General features: G+C 73.6%; 14 protein-coding genes. 6 read left to right on the top strand and 8 right to left on the bottom strand.

What is annotated here, in order from left to right; genetic code table 11:
• Nucleotides 1-6: 6 nt before the first annotated feature.
• Genes FHG10_RS16230 through FHG10_RS16220 form a run of 3 tightly spaced genes read right to left on the bottom strand, consistent with a single transcriptional unit; the run spans nt 7 to nt 3,637 of the window.
• On the bottom strand, nt 7-1,125 hold the full coding sequence (locus FHG10_RS16230; protein WP_152354402.1) for a glycosyltransferase family 2 protein: 1,119 nt from the start codon (nt 1,123-1,125) through the stop codon (nt 7-9).
• Nucleotides 1,122-2,264 (bottom strand): glycosyltransferase, encoded by a 1,143-nt coding sequence (locus FHG10_RS16225; RefSeq protein WP_152354401.1) that lies wholly within the window; start codon nt 2,262-2,264, stop codon nt 1,122-1,124. Before FHG10_RS16225 ends, FHG10_RS16230 begins: the two co-directional genes overlap by 4 nt.
• Nucleotides 2,261-3,637, bottom strand: coding sequence for a glycosyltransferase (locus tag FHG10_RS16220; RefSeq protein ID WP_152354400.1), 1,377 nt, complete (start codon nt 3,635-3,637; stop codon nt 2,261-2,263). The genes FHG10_RS16225 and FHG10_RS16220 overlap by 4 nt, the downstream gene beginning before the upstream one ends.
• A gap of 80 nt (nt 3,638-3,717) precedes the next feature.
• Here FHG10_RS16220 and wecB point away from each other — a divergent pair, with 80 nt between their 5' ends.
• Together wecB and FHG10_RS16210 are read left to right on the top strand one after the other, a co-directional pair.
• Complete coding sequence (gene wecB / locus FHG10_RS16215; protein WP_152354399.1) at nt 3,718-4,785, top strand: non-hydrolyzing UDP-N-acetylglucosamine 2-epimerase; 1,068 nt, start codon at nt 3,718-3,720, stop codon at nt 4,783-4,785.
• Complete coding sequence (locus FHG10_RS16210) at nt 4,782-5,978, top strand: glycosyltransferase (protein WP_152354398.1); 1,197 nt, start codon at nt 4,782-4,784, stop codon at nt 5,976-5,978. The genes wecB and FHG10_RS16210 overlap by 4 nt, the downstream gene beginning before the upstream one ends.
• Here FHG10_RS16210 and FHG10_RS16205 read toward each other — a convergent pair.
• From FHG10_RS16205 to FHG10_RS16190, 4 genes are read right to left on the bottom strand one after another with little or no spacing between them, the layout of a single operon-like run.
• Nucleotides 5,975-7,114, bottom strand: coding sequence for an acyltransferase (locus FHG10_RS16205; protein WP_152354397.1), 1,140 nt, complete (start codon nt 7,112-7,114; stop codon nt 5,975-5,977). The two genes, FHG10_RS16210 and FHG10_RS16205, sit on opposite strands and share 4 nt — an antisense overlap.
• Before the next feature lie 22 nt (nt 7,115-7,136).
• Complete coding sequence (locus tag FHG10_RS16200) at nt 7,137-9,128, bottom strand: DUF6541 family protein (RefSeq protein WP_152354396.1); 1,992 nt, start codon at nt 9,126-9,128, stop codon at nt 7,137-7,139.
• Nucleotides 9,125-9,505, bottom strand: a complete 381-nt coding sequence (locus FHG10_RS16195) for a DUF2304 domain-containing protein (protein WP_227488327.1) — start codon at nt 9,503-9,505, stop codon at nt 9,125-9,127. Before FHG10_RS16195 ends, FHG10_RS16200 begins: the two co-directional genes overlap by 4 nt.
• Before the next feature lie 4 nt (nt 9,506-9,509).
• Nucleotides 9,510-10,838, bottom strand: coding sequence for a nucleotide sugar dehydrogenase (locus tag FHG10_RS16190; protein ID WP_152354395.1), 1,329 nt, complete (start codon nt 10,836-10,838; stop codon nt 9,510-9,512).
• A gap of 155 nt (nt 10,839-10,993) precedes the next feature.
• On the opposite strand from FHG10_RS16190, the gene FHG10_RS16185 reads away from it, so the two are divergent.
• Nucleotides 10,994-11,704 carry a glycosyltransferase family 2 protein gene (locus FHG10_RS16185; protein ID WP_152354394.1) on the top strand — a complete coding sequence of 237 codons (711 nt, stop codon included), beginning with the start codon at nt 10,994-10,996 and terminating at the stop codon, nt 11,702-11,704.
• Nucleotides 11,705-11,732: 28 nt separating this feature from the next.
• On the opposite strand, the gene FHG10_RS16180 is transcribed toward FHG10_RS16185, so the two are convergent.
• Nucleotides 11,733-13,112 carry an LCP family protein gene (locus FHG10_RS16180; protein WP_227488326.1) on the bottom strand — a complete coding sequence of 460 codons (1,380 nt, stop codon included), beginning with the start codon at nt 13,110-13,112 and terminating at the stop codon, nt 11,733-11,735.
• 232 nt (nt 13,113-13,344) lie between these two features.
• On the opposite strand from FHG10_RS16180, the gene FHG10_RS16175 reads away from it, so the two are divergent.
• The 3 genes from FHG10_RS16175 (at nt 13,345) to glf (ending at nt 16,568) form a co-directional block, all read left to right on the top strand.
• Nucleotides 13,345-14,322 carry a glycosyltransferase gene (locus FHG10_RS16175; protein ID WP_152354393.1) on the top strand — a complete coding sequence of 326 codons (978 nt, stop codon included), beginning with the start codon at nt 13,345-13,347 and terminating at the stop codon, nt 14,320-14,322.
• A complete protein-coding gene (locus FHG10_RS16170) occupies nt 14,319-15,215 on the top strand; it encodes a glycosyltransferase (protein ID WP_152354392.1) in 897 nt (298 codons plus the stop codon). Before FHG10_RS16175 ends, FHG10_RS16170 begins: the two co-directional genes overlap by 4 nt.
• Before the next feature lie 192 nt (nt 15,216-15,407).
• Nucleotides 15,408-16,568 (top strand): UDP-galactopyranose mutase, encoded by a 1,161-nt coding sequence (glf, locus tag FHG10_RS16165; protein ID WP_152354391.1) that lies wholly within the window; start codon nt 15,408-15,410, stop codon nt 16,566-16,568.
• Nucleotides 16,569-16,607 lie beyond the last annotated feature (39 nt).

Raw genomic sequence — 16,607 nt, 5'->3', positions numbered from 1 at the left:
GCTCGCTCAGCCCCGCCGCACCCGCGGCAGCATCTGCACGGCGAGCGACGCGGCCATGAACCGCGGCGGCGCCTCGCGCGAGAGGACCTGGGTGATCTCGCGGGGCAGCAGCGTCGCGGGGCGCCCGTGCCGGCGCCGGTCGCGCGCGGCGGCCATGAGGTCGTCGGCCCCGATCCCGGGATCCAGGCACGCATCGAGCAGGCGGCGGTCGGCCCGCGAGAGCGGACGCTCGCAGCCGGACGCGCGGCGCAGCACGTCGGCCGAGATCTCCGCGAGCACCTCGCGCTCCTCGTGCGTCCAGATCTCGGCGTCCTGGCGGTAGAAGACGGCCCCGAACACGTGGATGCGCAGCAGCTTCGTGCCGATCGCACGGCGCGCAGAGCGGGGGAGCGCCGCGAACCAGTCGGCCTCGAGCAGGTCGGGGAAGAAGCCGAGCTGCTCGCGCATCGGCCGGATCACGTAGGTGACGCGGTCACCGGCGTCCTCGCCGATCACGTACGGCGGGCCGAAGCGGTCGTAGGCCGTGGGCACGGTCGCCATCAGCCGCGTCACCATGCCCACGTCGCCGCCCACGGTCGCGCCCTCCACGAGGTGCGCCCCGGTGCGCGCGAGCATCGCCCTGCTCATGAGCCCGAGCGGCGCCGAGCGGTAGGCGAGACGATCCCGGGCGAGGTCCGCGAGACCCCCGCGCAGCATCCGCACCGCGGGGGTGGGCACCCCATGTTCGGCGGCGCCGAGCGCGAGCCGGGTGATGACGAACTCGGCGCCCGTCCGCTCCTGCACGGCGAGCCAGGAGGCGACGGCGCCGGGCGCGAGCGTGTCGTCCGAACCCATGATCGCGACGAACGGCGCGCGGTCCTGATCCCCGTCGTCCCGTTCACCGGCGTCGCGCATGCCCGCGTTGAACGGACCGGAGGCGGAGCGGAAGGCGTCGCGGTGCTCGAGGATCCTCACCCGTTCGCGGTGCTCGGGGCGGATCGCCCCGCGGATCTCGTCGGCGGGTCGGTTGTGGGCGACGACCACGACGTTCGCGTGCTCGGCGTTGCCCTCGAGGATCGACGCGACGGCGCGGCCGACGGGACGCTCGGGCGTGTGGCAGGCGATGACGACGTCGACGGGCCTCATCGCCCCAGCCCCGCCCTCTCGAGCCCGCCGCCCGCATCTCCGGCGGCCTCGTCCAGCAGCCGCGTGTACTGCGCGGCGTAGGCGGCGCCGACGGCCCGGGTCGAGAAGCGCGTGCCGATGGTCGCGGCGATGTCCTCGCTGCTCAGCTCCCGCGTGCGGGCGTCGACATCGAGGATCGCGTCGGCGTAGCGCACGGGATCCTGCGCGTCGATGAGGGAGCCGACGGAGGGCTCGACGTACTCGCCCTGCCCGCCCGTCGCGCCGAGCACCACGGGGCGACCGGCGACGATCGCCTCGGCGGCCGAGACGAAGAAGTTGTCGGCCCGCGTCGGCCCGAAGAACAGGTCGGCGCGGCCGAGGGCCTCGCGCACGCCCTCCGCGCTCGTCGTGCCCGGCAGCGCGATCCGGCCCGCGATGCCGAGCTCGGCGGCGAGGGCGAGCGTCGCCTCCCGCAGCGGGCCCTCCCCGAGCCAGGTGAGGTGCGCGTCGATGCCGCGGCTCGTCAGCTCGGCGACGGTGCGCACTGCGACCAGCGGGTCCTTGCGGTCGATGAGCCCGCCCGTGGAGACCAGGCTCAGGGATCCGTCGGACCGATCGCGGCGGGGGACCAGGGGACCGGGATCCACGATGCACGGGACGACGTCGGTGGGACGGTGGCCGCGCACGGCGCGCAGCGGCTCGGCGAGGTACTCGCACACGGCCGTCGCCCGATCCGGCCTCGCGAGCAGGCGGGAGAGGGCCGGCAGAGCGATCCGCGCGGGGGCCGGCAGCGTCTCGGGCGTGGTGAGCGCCGACCAGTGCTCGGTGTGCAGCCAGGGCGCGCGCGGCCGGCGCAGCGCGAGCGGCAGCAGCGTCGAGAACGCCATCGAGTGGACCACGTCGGCCCTCTCGAGCGCTGGGCCGAGCGCCCGGGCGGCGCGCAGCACCCGGTCGGGACGGCGCGGATCCATGGGGATCCGCAGCACGTCCAGGCCCGCGTGGACGAGCCGGCGGGTGCCGTCGTCGTCGACGGGCGGCACCAGGTGCACGAGCCGGACATCGGCGTGCTCGGCGATCGCGAGGGCATCGCGCACCACGAAGGACCCCCGCGAGGGCGCCTCCCGCGTGGGGAACCACGTGGTCAGCAGCGTCGCTCTCATGCGTCCTCCCCGGTGAGCACCAGACGGTAGGCCTCGAGCAGGCCCGTGGCCTCGTCCTCCCAGGTGAGGTCCGGTGCGGCCTCGCGGGCCCGCTCCCGATAGTCCTCCGGGGAGGCGAGGATGCGCTGCAGGGCGGCGGCGAGCTCGACGGGGTCCGAGCCCTCGAAGACCTCCCCGACGCCCAGCTCCTCGACCACGGCCCGCATGTCCGGGAGATCGGCCGCGGCGATCGGCAGGCCCGCGCGGATCGACTCGAAGAGCTTGTTGGGCAGGGCGAAGCGGTAGGACAGGCACACGGGCTGCACGTGCACGACCGCGACGTCCCCGTCGGCCAGCGCTGCGGACACCTCCGCGGGAGCGACGGCGCCCACCAGATGCACGCGGTCCTGGACCCCGGCCGCCCGGGCGGCGGCGAGGATCGAGCGCTCATAGTCCGCCTCCCCGTAGCCGAGCAGCACGAAGTGCACGCGTGCATCCAGATGGGGGAGCGCGGCGATGGTCTCCTCGATGCCTCGCGCCGTGGTGAGCCGGCCGCCGTAGGCGATCACGAGGTCGTCCTCGGCCAGGCCCGCGCGCTCGCGCAGCACGCCCTGCGCCCGCTCGGGGACCGGCCCGGCGGCGGGCACGTTGCGCACCAGCAGCGGACGCGAGCGCAGGTCGTAGGTGCGCTGGAGCCAGTCGGCGATCGAGGGGGAGACGGTGATCACGGCGTCCGCCCGCGGGACCGCGACGTGCTCGATCAGCGCCTCGAGCAGCGGGGCGAGCAGGCGGCGCTCGCCCACGTTGCGGTGGCGCCAGAGCTCGTGGGAGTCGAAGACGATCCGCACCCGGCGGCCCTCGCGCCGGGCGAGGAGCTGCACGGCGAGCGCGGGGACCAGCGTGTTCGTGTCGTTCGCGTGGACCACCTCGGGCGCGAAAACACGGGCCGCACGTGCCGAGCGCCACCAGTAGGTGCCCAGCTCGATCGTGCGGTACGCGCGCCGGCCGAGGTCACCGGCGACGGCGGTCCCGACCCGGCGCGCATGGGCCGACGCGCGGGCGGCGAGGCCCCGGGGACGAGCGGGGGCCGACGGCGAGGGGACGTCGGCGGGCACCGGCTCCGCCGCGCTCGCATCCCCGCCGCGTCGCGTCAGCCGCGTGAGCTGCGGGGCGATCCGCTCCAGGGCGAACTCGGGGACGCGCTCGAGACAGACCCCGCCCGGCAGCTGCGTGATGCCCGCCGCGTGCCCCTTCAGCCGGCGCTCCACGGCGATGATGCGCACGTCCATGCCCGCCGCGCGCAGCGACGCCGACTCCTTGAGGACCCGCGCGTCGTTCGCGGCATCGTTGTGCACGAGGACCGCGATGCGCGGCGCGGGGGCAGGCTCGGGCATGGCGCTCCTGGGACGAATATCGTGGGTCGGGCACACTGTACCTGCGCGATCGTCCCCGAGCCCCCAGGAGAACCAGCCCGATGAAGATCCTGTCCGTGGTGGGCGCACGCCCGCAGTTCGTGAAGCTCGCGGCGGTCGCCGACGCCGCCGCGCAGCGGGACGACGTCCAGCACGTCATCGTCCACACCGGGCAGCACTACGACGCCGCCATGAGCGACGTCTTCTTCGCCGACCTGCGCATCCCCGCCCCCGACGTGAACCTGGGCGCGGGATCGGGCAGCCACGGCCGCCAGACGGGCGCGATGCTCGCGGCGATGGACGAGGTGCTCGAGCAGCAGCAGCCGGACTGGGTGCTCGTCTACGGCGACACCAACTCGACGCTCGCGGGAACCCTCGCCGCGGTGAAGATGCACGTGAAGGTCGCCCACCTCGAGGCAGGCCTGCGCTCCTTCAACCGTCGCATGCCCGAGGAGCACAACCGCGTGCTCACCGACCATGCGGCCGATCTGCTGCTGGCGCCCACCGAGGTCGCGCGCGAGCACCTCGAGGGCGAGGGCCTGGGGTCTCGCACCCTCGTGGTGGGCGACGTGATGACCGACGTCTGCCTGCGGGTCGCCGCCTCCGTCGCCGACCAGCCGCTGCGCCTGCCCACGGGCATCGACCCCGCGGGCGAGTTCGCGGTCGCCACCATCCACCGGGCCGACAACACCGATGACCCCGAGCGCCTCGCCGCGATCCTCTCCGCCCTGCGCGATGCGCCCCTGCCGATCGCCCTGCTCGCCCACCCCCGTCTGGCCGCGAAGGCCCGCGAGGCGGGCCTCGCTCTCGAGGGCGGCAGCGTGCACGTGGGGGAGCCGCTCGCGTATCCGGATCTGATCGCGGCCGTCTCCCGCGCGCGCTCCGTCGTCACCGACTCCGGCGGCCTGCAGAAGGAGGCGTACCTGCTGGGCACCCCCTGCGTCACCGTGCGCACCGAGACCGAGTGGGTCGAGACCCTCGAGGACGGCTGGAACCAGCTGGTCCCCGACCCGGCGGGCATCGCGCGGGCCCTGGAGCGTCCCCGCCCCGCCTCCGATCGCCCCGACCACTACGGCGACGGGCACGCCGCCGAGCGCGTCGTCGACGCCCTGCGCGAGCGCACCCGATGAGCCGGCCGCGCGGAAGCTTCCCGCCCCGCATCGTCCTGGCGACCCGCGTCTTCACCCCCGAGGCCGTCGCTGCCGCCTTCCGCGAGGAGGCCCTCGTGCGCGCCCTCGAGGAGGCGGGCGCCGAGGTCACCGTGCTCACCACCCGCCCCCCGCGCGGCGTCACCGGGACGGACCGGGTCCGCCGCGTCTCCCGCTTCCCCGTCAAGCGCGACCACCAGCAGCAGGTGCGCGGCTACCTCTGCTACATGAGCTTCGACGTGCCGCTCGCCCTGCGCCTGCTGCTGCGACGCCGACCCGATGTGGTCATCGCCGAGCCGCCGCCCACGACCGGCCTGGTCGCGACCGTGGTCGGCGTGCTGCGGCGGGTCCCGACGGTCTTCTACGCGGCCGATGTATGGTCGGACGCGACCGAGAGCGTCGAGGGCGTCCCCGCTCCGATCCGCACCGCCGTGCGGATCATGGAGACCACGACCTGGAAGCGCGCCGCGAAGGTCCTCACGATCTCCCCGGGGGTCGACGACCGCGTCGCCGCCCTCATCGGCCGCCGTCCGTCGCTCACCATGGTCGGCAACGGCATCGACACCGACGTCTTCACCCCCGAGGGCCCGCAGCCGGACGAGGAGACCGCGGCCGGCCCGTACTTCGTCTACGGCGGGACGGTCTCCGAATGGCAGGGGGCCGACGTCTTCGTCGAGGCCTTCGCGCGCGTGCGCGCCGAGCACCCGGGCGCCCGCCTGCTGTTCTTCAGCGAGGGCAGCGGCAAGGAGGCCCTCGCGCAGAAGGTGGCCGACGAGGGCATCGCGGGCGTCGAGTTCCGGGGCCGACTCGCCCCCGCGGACATGTCCCGCGCGCTGCGCGGCGCGGTCGCCGGGCTGAGCTCGATCACCCCGGGCCTGGGCTACGAGTTCGCCCTGCCCACGAAGATCTACGCGGCCACGGCCTCGGGCACGCCCGTGATCCACGCGGGAGAGGGCGCCGCCTTCGAGCGGGTGCGCGATGCGCAGCTGGGCTGGGCGAGCGCCTACGACCCCGCCGCCGTCGCCGCCTCGATGCTCGCCGCGCTCGCAGGGGAGGACCGGCCGACGCCCGAGCACCTGCGCACCTGGACCCTGGAGCACGCCTCCCTGCAGGGCGCCGCCGAGCGCGCCGCCGAGGCCGTCCTCGAGGTGGCGCGCGGGAACAGCAGGACTTAGAACACCAGGCGCACCCCGGGGATCCTCTGCGCGAGCAGGGAGATCGCGAAGGACACCGGCACCACGATGACGTACGCGACCGCCATCTGACCCAGCGCGTCGCCGTCGCCCATCCACGGCAGCTGCCGCAGCAGCACGAGGATCGCGAAGTGCGCGAGGAACACGCCGAAGGTCGCGTCGCCGAGCGTGCGCAGCACGTGCTGGGCGCGCGGTCCGACCCGCCACGGCAGCGCGAGCGCGGCCATGCCCGCGAACAGGGCGATCGCATACACCATGACCAGCGGCGAAGTGTAGCCGGAGCCGAGCACTGCGATCCATGCGTCGGCCGCCGAGCCCGATCCGGCCCCCGCCCCGCCCCGGTCCGCCTCGTAGACGGCTGTGAGCGCGAGGACGCACAAGGGGCTCAGGGCGAGCAGCCATGCCCCCGTGCGACGGCCCGGAGGTGCGACGAGGGCTGCCCTTCCGATCACGAAGAAGCCCGCGAAGGCGAGTCCGAAGGTGAGCGCGCCCGCCTCGAGCGGCCTGTGCGGGGAGAGCCCGTCGAAGGCCCCTCCGGCCGTCGGTCCGGCGGTGAGGAAGGGCACGGCGAAGGCGAGCGCGGTCCAGACGCAGCCCAGGATGCCCATCCACCAGGCCCGCCGGCCCTCGTGCGCCCCGTGCTGGTGGAGGAACGCCGCGATGACGGGCGCGAGGGCGTAGAGCCCGAGGACCGCCCACAGGAAGTACAGGTGGACTGCCGTCTTGCCGGTGATGATCTCGTCGAGCGCGATGCCGGGCGAGATGTCGGCCCCCGCGAGCGGGTCGATGAGCAGCATGTACACCGCCGACCACACCACGAGGGCGGGCACCACGCGCACCGCGCGCCGCCGCCAGAAGGCGCCCGGTCCGCGCCGGTGGGCGGCGGGATGCAGGTTCAGGGCGCCGGTCATCATGAGGAAGACGGGGACGGCGGCGGAGGCCGCCATGTCCAGCGCCGTCACGCCGATCCCGACGGTCCCGGCCTCGACGCCGCCTCCCACCACGTGCACGAGCACGACGCCGAGGATCGCGGCGATCCGCAGGACGTCGAGGAGGGGCAGGTACTCGCGCGCCGGGGCGGATCGAGCCGAGTCGGGCGAGGGGTCGGAGGAGGTCATGCCGGGGGAGCCGGGTCCTCTCTCAGGAGCCGGAGCCGCAGTCGACGCGGATCAGCTGCGAGTGGTCGGTCGTGAACACGGTGGTGCCCAGGTCCTGGGAGGCGCGGTTGACCAGGTCGAACGTGGAGGACCACGAGTAGGTCGTGTACTCCTTGTAGATGTAGCCGACGTTCGCGTCCTCGAGCATCCGGCACTGCTCCGCGAGCGGCACGGGGCCGTCCGACCCGGAGATGGCGTAGAGCAGCGCCCTGTCCTGCGAGGTCAGGGCCATGCCCGCGACGGGGTAGTACACGTGCTGGCCGTGGATCGCGTACATGTGGGAGGCGCCGGAGAACGGGCTCGCGAGCACCTTCCTGCTCGTGTCCATGTCGGGAGCGGCCTTCGCCCAGGCGTCCACCTCGTCCTGCTGGAGGAAGCGGCCGCGTCCCTCGGAGGTCCAGGCCAGGTTCAGCTGGGCGTTGTCGATGCGGGTGGGCACCGAGCTCGCGGCCGCGACCACGGCCAGCGCCGTCAGCACGGCGGCGCCCCAGCGCGGGATCCTCTCCCCGTGCGGGGCGATCACGCGGGACCAGGCGCGCAGGCCGGGGATCACGAGCACGCTGGTGAGCATCGTGACCGGCATCGAGAGTCGGTCCTGGCCGCGGTAGTAGAGGGTCGAGAGGTTCAGCGGGGAGTCGATCGCGGAGTCGAAGTAGAGCACGCCCATCACGACCCAGGCGACCACCAGCCAGCGCTGCGGGCTGCGCCAGGAGGCCACGAGGCCCGGCCACCACAGCAGCGCGAGCACCACGCCGAGCGCCATCGGCCAGACCGTGAGCAGGCCCAGCAGCAGCTCGCCCAGCCCCGTCCACCACGAGACCTTGAGCCCGCCCCCGAAGTCCGTGACGACTGCGGCGAGGGGAGTCCAGGACAGCAGGCCGACGGGCACCAGCGCCGCGACCGGCACGGCGAGCAGCCAGGGGCGGCGCCGCGCGTGAGGGAGGGCGGTCACCGCGCTCAGGGCGGCGATCAGCAGCAGGGCCGTGACGGCCACGTTCGGGTGCATGAGCGCGAGGCCGAGCCCGGCCCCGCCGAGCGCGAGCACGGAGGCCAGGTGCCGCAGCACCGGCCGCCCGGGGATGCCGTGGCCGGGCGCCGGCCCGTCGCCCGCGCCATCGCCCGTGGCCTCCTTCATCAGCGCGCCCCACAGCGCGACGATTGCCGCGGTGACGCCGGGCAGCATCGCGAAGCCCACCATGTTCGGGATCGCCGAGAGATGAATCCACTCGTTCCACGGGGCCGCGGGCGCGAGCAGGCCGACGATGCTCGCGGCGAACGGCCCCCAGGTCACCGCGGGCCACAGGGCGCGGGCGAGAAGTGCCATCCCTGTCACCCACGGCACCACCGCGAGCACCAGGCACGCGGCGTTCAGCAGCACCGGGATCGGCACCAGCGGGACCAGGGACGCGAGCGCGTGGAAGCCGCCGGGGTAGGGGTTCGGCTGCCCGGTGGTGCTCGCGACCGTGCCGATCACCAGGGACGACGCGTCGCCCGTCTCCCGGATCCGCTCGAGGGCGGAGAGGTGGTAGAGGGTGTCCCAGCGCTCGAGCACCCGATCGGCCCCTCCCGCCGCATAGGCGATCGGGACGAGCGCGACGAGCACCGCGCCGAGGATCCACCAGGGGCCTCCCGGGACACGGCGCCGGGGTGCGGGCCGGTCGGGAGGATCGGCCCCGTCGACCAGCGGGCGCCCGTCGAGCACGGTCGCCGGCAGGCGCAGGCCGAAGCGGCGGGCGAGCAGCCCGATCAGGATCATGAGCGCGGAGAGCACCCCGAAGGTCGCGAGCGACCAGGGCACGCCGGCCTTCCCCGCGATCGCCGCGCCCACGCCGGCGATCGCGGCGCCGAGGGCGGGGGCCAGGGCGAGGGCGAGCAGGCGGCCGCCGCCGAGCACGCGCACGGCGAGGAAGCCGGGGACGACGGCCGCGGCGAGGACCACGATCCCCGCGACCACCAGGAGCAGGAGGTCGGTCATGCGCCGCTCTGCGTGCGCTCGCGGTAGGCGACCGGCTGCTCGGCCTCGTCCAGGGCGATCCGGCGGGCGAGGTAGGTGATGCGCTTCTCCTCGTTCTTCGCGCGGACCTCCTGCAGGGCGATGACGCCCAGCAGCACGATCACGGTCGCGTACAGCAGCAGGTCGGCGCCGCGGCCCACGCCCACCAGATGGGCGACGCGGGTGAGCAGGCGGGGGGAGACGACGGCGGCGACGGCGAACAGCGCGAAGCCGAGGATCAGCAGGCGCCGCACCGCGAGCTGGCGGGCCCCGCGCGTGCGGAACAGCCAGAACGTGATCCCCAGGATCCCGAGGATCAGCAGGATCTGGATGACGAGCGTCGACCCCATCGCGCCCATCACGTCAGCCCCTGTCGGCGGGCGCGTCGTGGGTCGAGGCGGACCCGTCGCCGAGGACGAGGCGGGGCGTGCCCTGCCAGTTCTCGGCGGTGGTGATGTCGCGCCCGTCGATGACCAGGCGGACGCCCGGGACGTCGGCCGCGGCGAGCTCCCGGTACTCGGGGTGGTTCGTCTGCACGATCACCAGGTCCGCGTCCTCGCCGCGGTGCCAGGCGGCCCAGCCGTAGGAGCAGAGCTCCTCGTCGGAGTAGAACGGGTCCTGCACGCTCACCTGCGCGCCGCGCCGCTGCAGCTCCGCGACGACCGGGAAGACGCCCGAGAACGCGGTCTCCTTGACGCCCGCCCGGTACGACGCGCCGAGCACCACGGCGCGCAGGCCCGCGAGTGATCCGAGCAGCTCCTCCGCACGCTGCACGAGGCGCGCCGGCACGGAGGCGTTCAGGGCGCGGGCCGTGCGCACGGTCTCGGCATGAGGATCGGTCGAGAGGTACAGCCGCGGGTAGACGGGGATGCAGTGCCCGCCCACGGCGATGCCGGGCTGGTGGATGTGCGAGTAGGGCTGGGAGTTGGAGGCCTCGATCACCTTGTAGACGTCGATGCCGTTGTCCTGCGCGAACAGGGCGAACTCGTTGGCCAGCGCGATGTTCACGTCGCGGTAGGTGGTCTCGGCGAGCTTCGCGAGCTCGGCCGCCTCGGGGGAGCCCAGGTCCCACACGCCGTTGGGACGCGCGAGATCGGGGCGCTCGTCGAAGGTGAGCATCGACTCGTAGAACTCGCGCGCACGGCGCGTGCCCTCGTCGTCGATCGCGCCGATCAGCTTCGGGTACTTGCGCAGGTCCGCGAACACGCGCCCGGTGAGCACGCGCTCTGGGGAGAAGACCATGAAGAAGTCCTTCCCCTGGGTGAGGCCGGAGACCTCCTCGATCATCGGGGTGAAGCGGCCGCGCAGCGTCCCCACGGGCAGCGTCGTCTCGTAGATGACGGTCGTCCCCGGGGTGAGGTGCTGGGCGAGCGAGCGGGTCGCGTCGTCCATCCATCCGAAGTCCGGCTCGGAGGTCTCCTCGTCCACGAACAGCGGGACCACGAGCACCACCGTGTCGGCCTGGGGGATCGCCTCGGCGTAGTCGGTGGTCGCGCGCAGGCGGCCGGAGGGGACGAGCTCGGCGAGCTTTTCGGCGAGATGCGCCTCGCCGGGGAAGGGCTCGCGGGCGTCGTTGATCGCCTCGACCTGGTGCGGGTTCACGTCGACGCCGACGACCCGGCTCCCGGCCTCGGCGAACTGCACGGCGAGCGGCAGCCCGATCTTCCCGAGTGCGACGACGGCTGTGTTCACCGGTACCTGCTTCCTCCCGCGCGCGGGCGCGTGGATGTGACGTGCTGTCTGGACGGGGCGCGCCCGGCGCGCGAGCGCGGGATCGTCCCCGGTGGACAGGGTATCGTCCTGGGCCTGAGCGCACTCAGCGCGGACGTCGTCCCGGGAGGAAGTGGATGAGCGAGTCCCCCGACGGGACCGTCGAGCAGGCGGACCCGGGCGTCACCTCGACGTGGTTCGTCATCCCGCTGTTCAACGAGGCCCAGGTCATCGGAGAGGTGGTCACCGAGCTGCGCCGCCGCTATCCGCTCGTGGTGTGCGTGGACGACGGCAGTCGCGACGGCTCCGCGGAGATCGCGGCCGAGGCCGGGGCGGCCGTGGTGCGCCACCCCTTCAACATGGGCCAGGGCGCCGCCCTGAAGACCGGCATCGACTATGCGCTGCGCGATCCCGCGATGCGCCAGGTCGTGACCTTCGACGCCGACGGCCAGCACCAGGTCGACGACGCCGCGTCGATGATCGGCCTGCGCGAGAGCGAGGACGTGGACCTCGTGCTGGGCTCCCGCTTCCTCGACCAGCGCACGCGCCCCGGGCTGCTCAAGCGCCTCGTGCTGCGCGCGGCCGTGCGCTACACGAACCTCACCACGGGAGTGAAGCTCACCGACGCCCACAACGGCCTGCGCGTGATGGGCCGCAGCGCCTGCCGCCGCATCACCATCGAGCAGAACCGGATGGCGCACGCCTCCGAGATCGTCGAGGAGATCGGGAGGCTGCGCCTGAGCGTGCGCGAGCACCCGGTCCACATCCTCTACACCGACTACTCGAAGCAGAAGGGCCAGTCGATGCTCAACTCGGTGAACATCGTCATCGACATGCTCTTCCGCTGACCCCGGCCCCGGCCCTGCCCCGCCTCGCTCAGTCCCCGGACTTCGCGGTCGCGGTGCCGTCCGCGACCGAGGAGAAGAACTGCTTCGTCTCGGTCTCGTCGGTGAGGATCGCGACGCCCGAGTTGTTGGTCTGGTAGTTCTCGGTGACGATCGGGATCGACAGGTTCGTGCCGTCCTTCATCGAGCGGCGCATGGCCAGCCCCGCCCGCCCCAGGTCCACGAGGCCCGTGTGGTCGTCGGTGAGCAGGGCGCCCGAGCCGGCGCCGGCGAGCTTCGCCTGGGCGAAGGGGTTCAGCAGCACCGCCGGCGAGGTCACGCGGTCCATGAGCGCGGCGACGAACTGCTGCTGGCGGGCCTGGCGGCCGATGTCGGCCGTGGGATCGAAGTATCGGGCCCTCACGAAGGCGAGCGCCTGCTCGCCGCCCACGTCGTGGCAGCCCTCGGCCATCTTCAGCCCGGACTTCTCGTCGTCCACGTCCTTGTCGATGCACAGGTTCACGTGCCCCACGGCGTCCACGGTGTCCGTGACGCCGTCGAAGCCGACCTCGACGTAGTGGTCGATGGTCATCCCCGTGAACTCCTCCACGGTCTTGACCATGAGCTGCGGACCGCCGAAGGAGTAGGCGGCGTTGAGCTTGTACTTCCCGTGCCCCGGGATGTCCACGAGGGTGTCGCGGGGCAGGGAGACCAGATAGGACTTCCCATTGGCGGCGCGGTGCAGGAGCATCATCGTGTCTGCGCGCCCGCCCTCGGTGCCGTCGTCGGCGACGCTCTTGCCGCCGCGGGCGTCCGAGCCCGCGATGAGGTACGTCGTGCCCGGGGTGTCCGCCGCGCCCGAGAGCGCGTCGACGTGCTCGATCCGCGAGTTCGCCCAGAGGGCGAGGCCGGCGCCCCAGCCCAGCACGATCACGAGCACGAGGGCGACGAGGGTCATGCCCAGCCGCATCGGCCGGGGGACGCGGGAGCGCCGACGGGGGCCGCCCGGTCGCTGCGGACCGCCGGGCTGGTCCGGCCCCTGGGGACCCGACGGCGGGACGGCCGCGTCGGCGCCCGCGGCGCCTGCGCCCTCGTGGTGGCGCACCGGGGCGCCCTGGCGGGAGGACGGGCGGGGCGGGGAGGCGGGGGAGGAGCCCTCCTGTCCGGAGGGGCCCTGCGGCGCCCTCTCGCCCGCCGGGAGGGCGCGCGTGGCCTGCTCGGGCTGCCGGGTGCGTCCGCCCGAGGCGGGGCCGACGGCCTGGACGCTGCTGCCGGCCCGGGCCCGCGAGCGCGGGGTGGGGCGGCGCGGTGCGCCCGGTCGCGGTGTGCGAGGGCGCGCGGATCCGCCGCGGGCGGGATCAGCGCGAGGGGCTTCCTCGAACGGGTCCTCCTGGTCGGAGGGGCGTGCCGAGCGTTCGTCCCGGTCGTCCACGGGCAGGATCCTTCCGTCGTGTGCGCCGACGGGGGGAAGCGGGGTCGGCGCGCGTGCCCGACAGACTAGCCCCGGGATCTCCGAGCGCCCAGCGGCTGCGCGGCGCGGACGTGACGTGTTCGCGGCGCGCGGGCGGACGGCTGGGTGAACACGGGGAGCTCTCCGTAGACTTCGACGCACGCGGAGGCGCCCCCGTGACCTGCCCTTCGCCCGCAGACCCGGAGGAGACCCCGTGCAGGACGCCCCCATCACGCGAGATGCCGCGAACGGCGGTGTGAGAGTCGTCGCGGTCGTCGTCACGTACAACCGCGCCGCGCTGCTCGAGTCCTGCCTCGATGCCCTCACGGCGCAGGACCGTCGGCCCGACGCGGTCGTGGTCGTGGACAACGCCTCGACCGACGCCTCGGGGAGCGTGGCCGACTCCCATCCGATCGGGGCCGATGTGGTGCACCTGCACGAGAACGTCGGCGGCGCGGGCGGCTTCGCGACCGGCATCGCCCGCGCGCTCGAGGAGCACCGCGCCGACTGGGTGTGGCTCATGGACGACGACACCATCCCGCGGCCGGGCGCCCTGGCGGCCCTCACGGACGCGATCGACGCCTCTCCGGCGCGCCTGTCCGTGCTCAGCTCGCGGGCCGTGTGGACCGACGGGCGGGCCCACCCCATGAACCTGCCGCGACTGCGCGTGGGCGCGAGCGCGCAGGAGCGGGGCGACGCGCAGGCCGCCGGCGGGTACCCGATCCGCACCGCGAGCTATGTCTCCGTGCTGCTGCGGGCCGATGACGTGCGCCGCCTGGGCCTCCCCAACGCCGACTACTTCATCTGGTCCGACGACTTCGAGCACACGGGCCGCCTGCTGCGCCGCGGGCGCGGCATCCACGTGCCCGGCTCCGTCGTCGAGCACCGCACGAAGGTCTTCGCCAACGCGCAGGCCTCCCCGGGCGACCGCTTCTACTACGACGTCCGCAACCGCCTCTGGGCGCTCACCCGCACCCGGTCGTTCACCCTCTGGGAGCGCGCGATGTACGGCGGCAGCACCGTGCGCGGATGGCTGCGCCAGCTCGTGCGCCACCCCGAGCTCGCGCGCGTCGGCGCCCGCGGTCTGCGCGATGCCCTGCGCGGCGGACCCCGTCCGGGCGCCCGGGTCCTGGACCGTGACCCCGGGGCGGCCTCCTCGATCGCCCGCGTGGAGAGGTCCGCCGGGCGATGAGCGCGCCCTCCCCGTCGGACCATCCCGTCCCGTCGGACCATCCCGTCCCGTCGGACCGGCCCGTCGCCCACGACGTCACCGTGCTCATGCCCGTCTGGCGCGGCGACAGGGCGGACCGCTTCGCGGCGGCGGTCGCCTCCGCCACCACGCGGCAGACCCTCGCGCCGGCCGAGCTGCTGCTGAGCATCGACGGACCGCTGACCCCCGAGCTCGACGCCGTCGTCGCCGCGATCGAGTCCGGCGAGCACGGTCCTGCCCGCGTGCTCCGCGCCGACGCCCACCAGGGCCTCGCCCTCACCCTCCAGCGCGGCCTCGAGGCCGCGGCCACGGACCTCGTGGCCCGCGCCGACGCCGACGACCTCTGCCGCCCCGAGCGCCTCGCCCTGCAGGTCGGCGCGATGCGGGACGGCGGCCTCGACCTGCTCAGCGGCACCCTCCAGGAGTTCTCCGACGCGGTGCCCGTCGGCGCCGGCCCCCTGCGCACACGTCCGCTCGCGCACGCCGAGATCCTCGCCTACCTCCCGCGCCACAGCCCCTTCCAGCACCCGGCGGTGATGATGCGCCGCGACACGGCGCTCGCCGTCGGCGGCTACCTGGAGCTCGACCACCTCGAGGACTACTGGCTCTGGGAGCGCATGCTGCTGGGGGGCGCGCGCAGCGCGAACCTCCCCGAGGTGCTCGTGGACTACCGGGTCGACGAGCACCTCTTCGCCCGCCGCGGCGGCCTCCGCATGTTCCGCTCGGATCTGCGCCTGCAGCGCACCTTCCTTCGCGACGGCGTCACCGCGCCGGTGGGGGCTGCTGCGAACCTCGCCCGCCGCGCGGCCTACCGCTTCGCGCCCGGCTGGATGCGCCGTCTGGGGTACCGCCTGCTCGTCGAGCGGATGCGCTGACGTGACCCGGGCCTCTCCCCACCCGGCGCCGGGTGAACGCCGAGTGACATCGGATCGGCCGGGCGGTGACGCCTCCGTGAGCGTCCGGTGGAGCGCGCACACGATGCCCTGACCAGGGCTCTGAAGTGCGCAGACGCGCCGCGGCGCTGGGCTAGGGTGGTCGCCATCGAGCACCCGTCGAAAGGTATCCCCGTGGCGTCTCCTGACCTGCTGATCGTCGGCTCCGGCCTCTTCGGACTGACGGTCGCCGAGCGCGCAGCCGTCGAGCACGGCGCGAAGGTCGTCATCATCGACCGCCGCGACCACATCGGGGGCAATGCCTACTCGGAGGTCGACGAGACCACCGGGATCGAGATCCACAAGTACGGGGCGCACCTCTTCCACACCTCGAACGAGCGCGTGTGGGAGTACGTCAACCGCTTCACGGAGTTCACCGGCTACGTCCACAAGGTCTATACGAACCACCAGGGCGTGGTGTATCCGCTGCCGATCAACCTGGGCACGATCAACCAGTTCTTCGGCGCCTCCTACTCGCCCGACGAGGCGCGGGCGCTGATCGCCGAGCAGGCCGGCGAGCTCGCGGGCACCGACCCCGAGAACCTCGACGAGAAGGGGATCTCGCTCATCGGCCGGCCCCTCTACGAGGCGTTCATCAAGAACTACACCGGCAAGCAGTGGCAGACGGACCCGAAGGACCTGCCGGCGGGGATCATCTCCCGCCTGCCCGTGCGCTACACCTACGACAACCGCTACTTCAACGACACCCACGAGGGCCTGCCGGCCCAGGGGTACACGGCCTGGCTCGAGCGCATGGCCGACCACCCGAACATCGAGGTGCGGCTGGGCACGGACTACTTCGACCCGGCGCAGGAGTACCACCGCGACGCCGTGCGCGGGCAGCTCCCGGTGATCTACACGGGCCCCGTCGACCGCTACTTCGACTACGAGCTGGGCGACCTCAAGTGGCGCACCATCGACCTGGAGACCGAGCACCTCGAGAGCACGGGCGATTTCCAGGGCACGTCGGTCATGAACTACGCCGACGCGGACATCCCCTTCACCCGCATCATCGAGCCGCGCCACTTCCACCCCGAGCGCGACTACCCCGCGGACCGCACCGTCATCCAGCGCGAGTACTCCCGCTTCGCGGCGCGCGAGGACGAGCCCTACTACCCGGTGAACTCGGGGACGGACCGCGAGACCCTGCTGGCCTACCGGGAGATGGCGGACGCCGAGCCGGGCACCCTGTTCGGCGGTCGCCTGGGCACCTACAAGTACCTCGATATGCACATGGCGATCGGCTCTGCCCTGAGCCTCGTGGACAACAAGCTGGCCGACCTGCTTCGCCAGTGAACGATCAGCCGCGCCCCTGAGCGGCCGGCCGGGAGGACC

It is taken from the genome of Brachybacterium subflavum (assembly GCF_009299795.1).
Taxonomy (GTDB): domain Bacteria; phylum Actinomycetota; class Actinomycetes; order Actinomycetales; family Dermabacteraceae; genus Brachybacterium; species Brachybacterium subflavum.
The sequence above is the reverse complement of the archived record's forward strand: the minus strand, read 5'-3'. Positions and strand labels throughout refer to the sequence as shown.

Bases quoted from the DNA above. Each gene is read 5' to 3' on its own strand.
- FHG10_RS16185 (WP_152354394.1), top strand. From the start codon at position 10,994: ATGAGCGAGTCCCCCGACGGGACCGTCGAGCAGGCGGACCCGGGCGTC.
- FHG10_RS16230 (WP_152354402.1), bottom strand. From the start codon at position 1,125: ATGAGGCCCGTCGACGTCGTCATCGCCTGCCACACGCCCGAGCGTCCC.
- FHG10_RS16220 (WP_152354400.1), bottom strand. From the start codon at position 3,637: ATGCCCGAGCCTGCCCCCGCGCCGCGCATCGCGGTCCTCGTGCACAAC.
- FHG10_RS16210 (WP_152354398.1), top strand. From the start codon at position 4,782: ATGAGCCGGCCGCGCGGAAGCTTCCCGCCCCGCATCGTCCTGGCGACC.
- FHG10_RS16195 (WP_227488327.1), bottom strand. From the start codon at position 9,505: ATGGGCGCGATGGGGTCGACGCTCGTCATCCAGATCCTGCTGATCCTC.
- FHG10_RS16225 (WP_152354401.1), bottom strand. From the start codon at position 2,264: ATGAGAGCGACGCTGCTGACCACGTGGTTCCCCACGCGGGAGGCGCCC.
- FHG10_RS16200 (WP_152354396.1), bottom strand. From the start codon at position 9,128: ATGACCGACCTCCTGCTCCTGGTGGTCGCGGGGATCGTGGTCCTCGCC.
- FHG10_RS16205 (WP_152354397.1), bottom strand. From the start codon at position 7,114: ATGACCTCCTCCGACCCCTCGCCCGACTCGGCTCGATCCGCCCCGGCG.
- FHG10_RS16170 (WP_152354392.1), top strand. From the start codon at position 14,319: ATGAGCGCGCCCTCCCCGTCGGACCATCCCGTCCCGTCGGACCATCCC.
- wecB (WP_152354399.1), top strand. From the start codon at position 3,718: ATGAAGATCCTGTCCGTGGTGGGCGCACGCCCGCAGTTCGTGAAGCTC.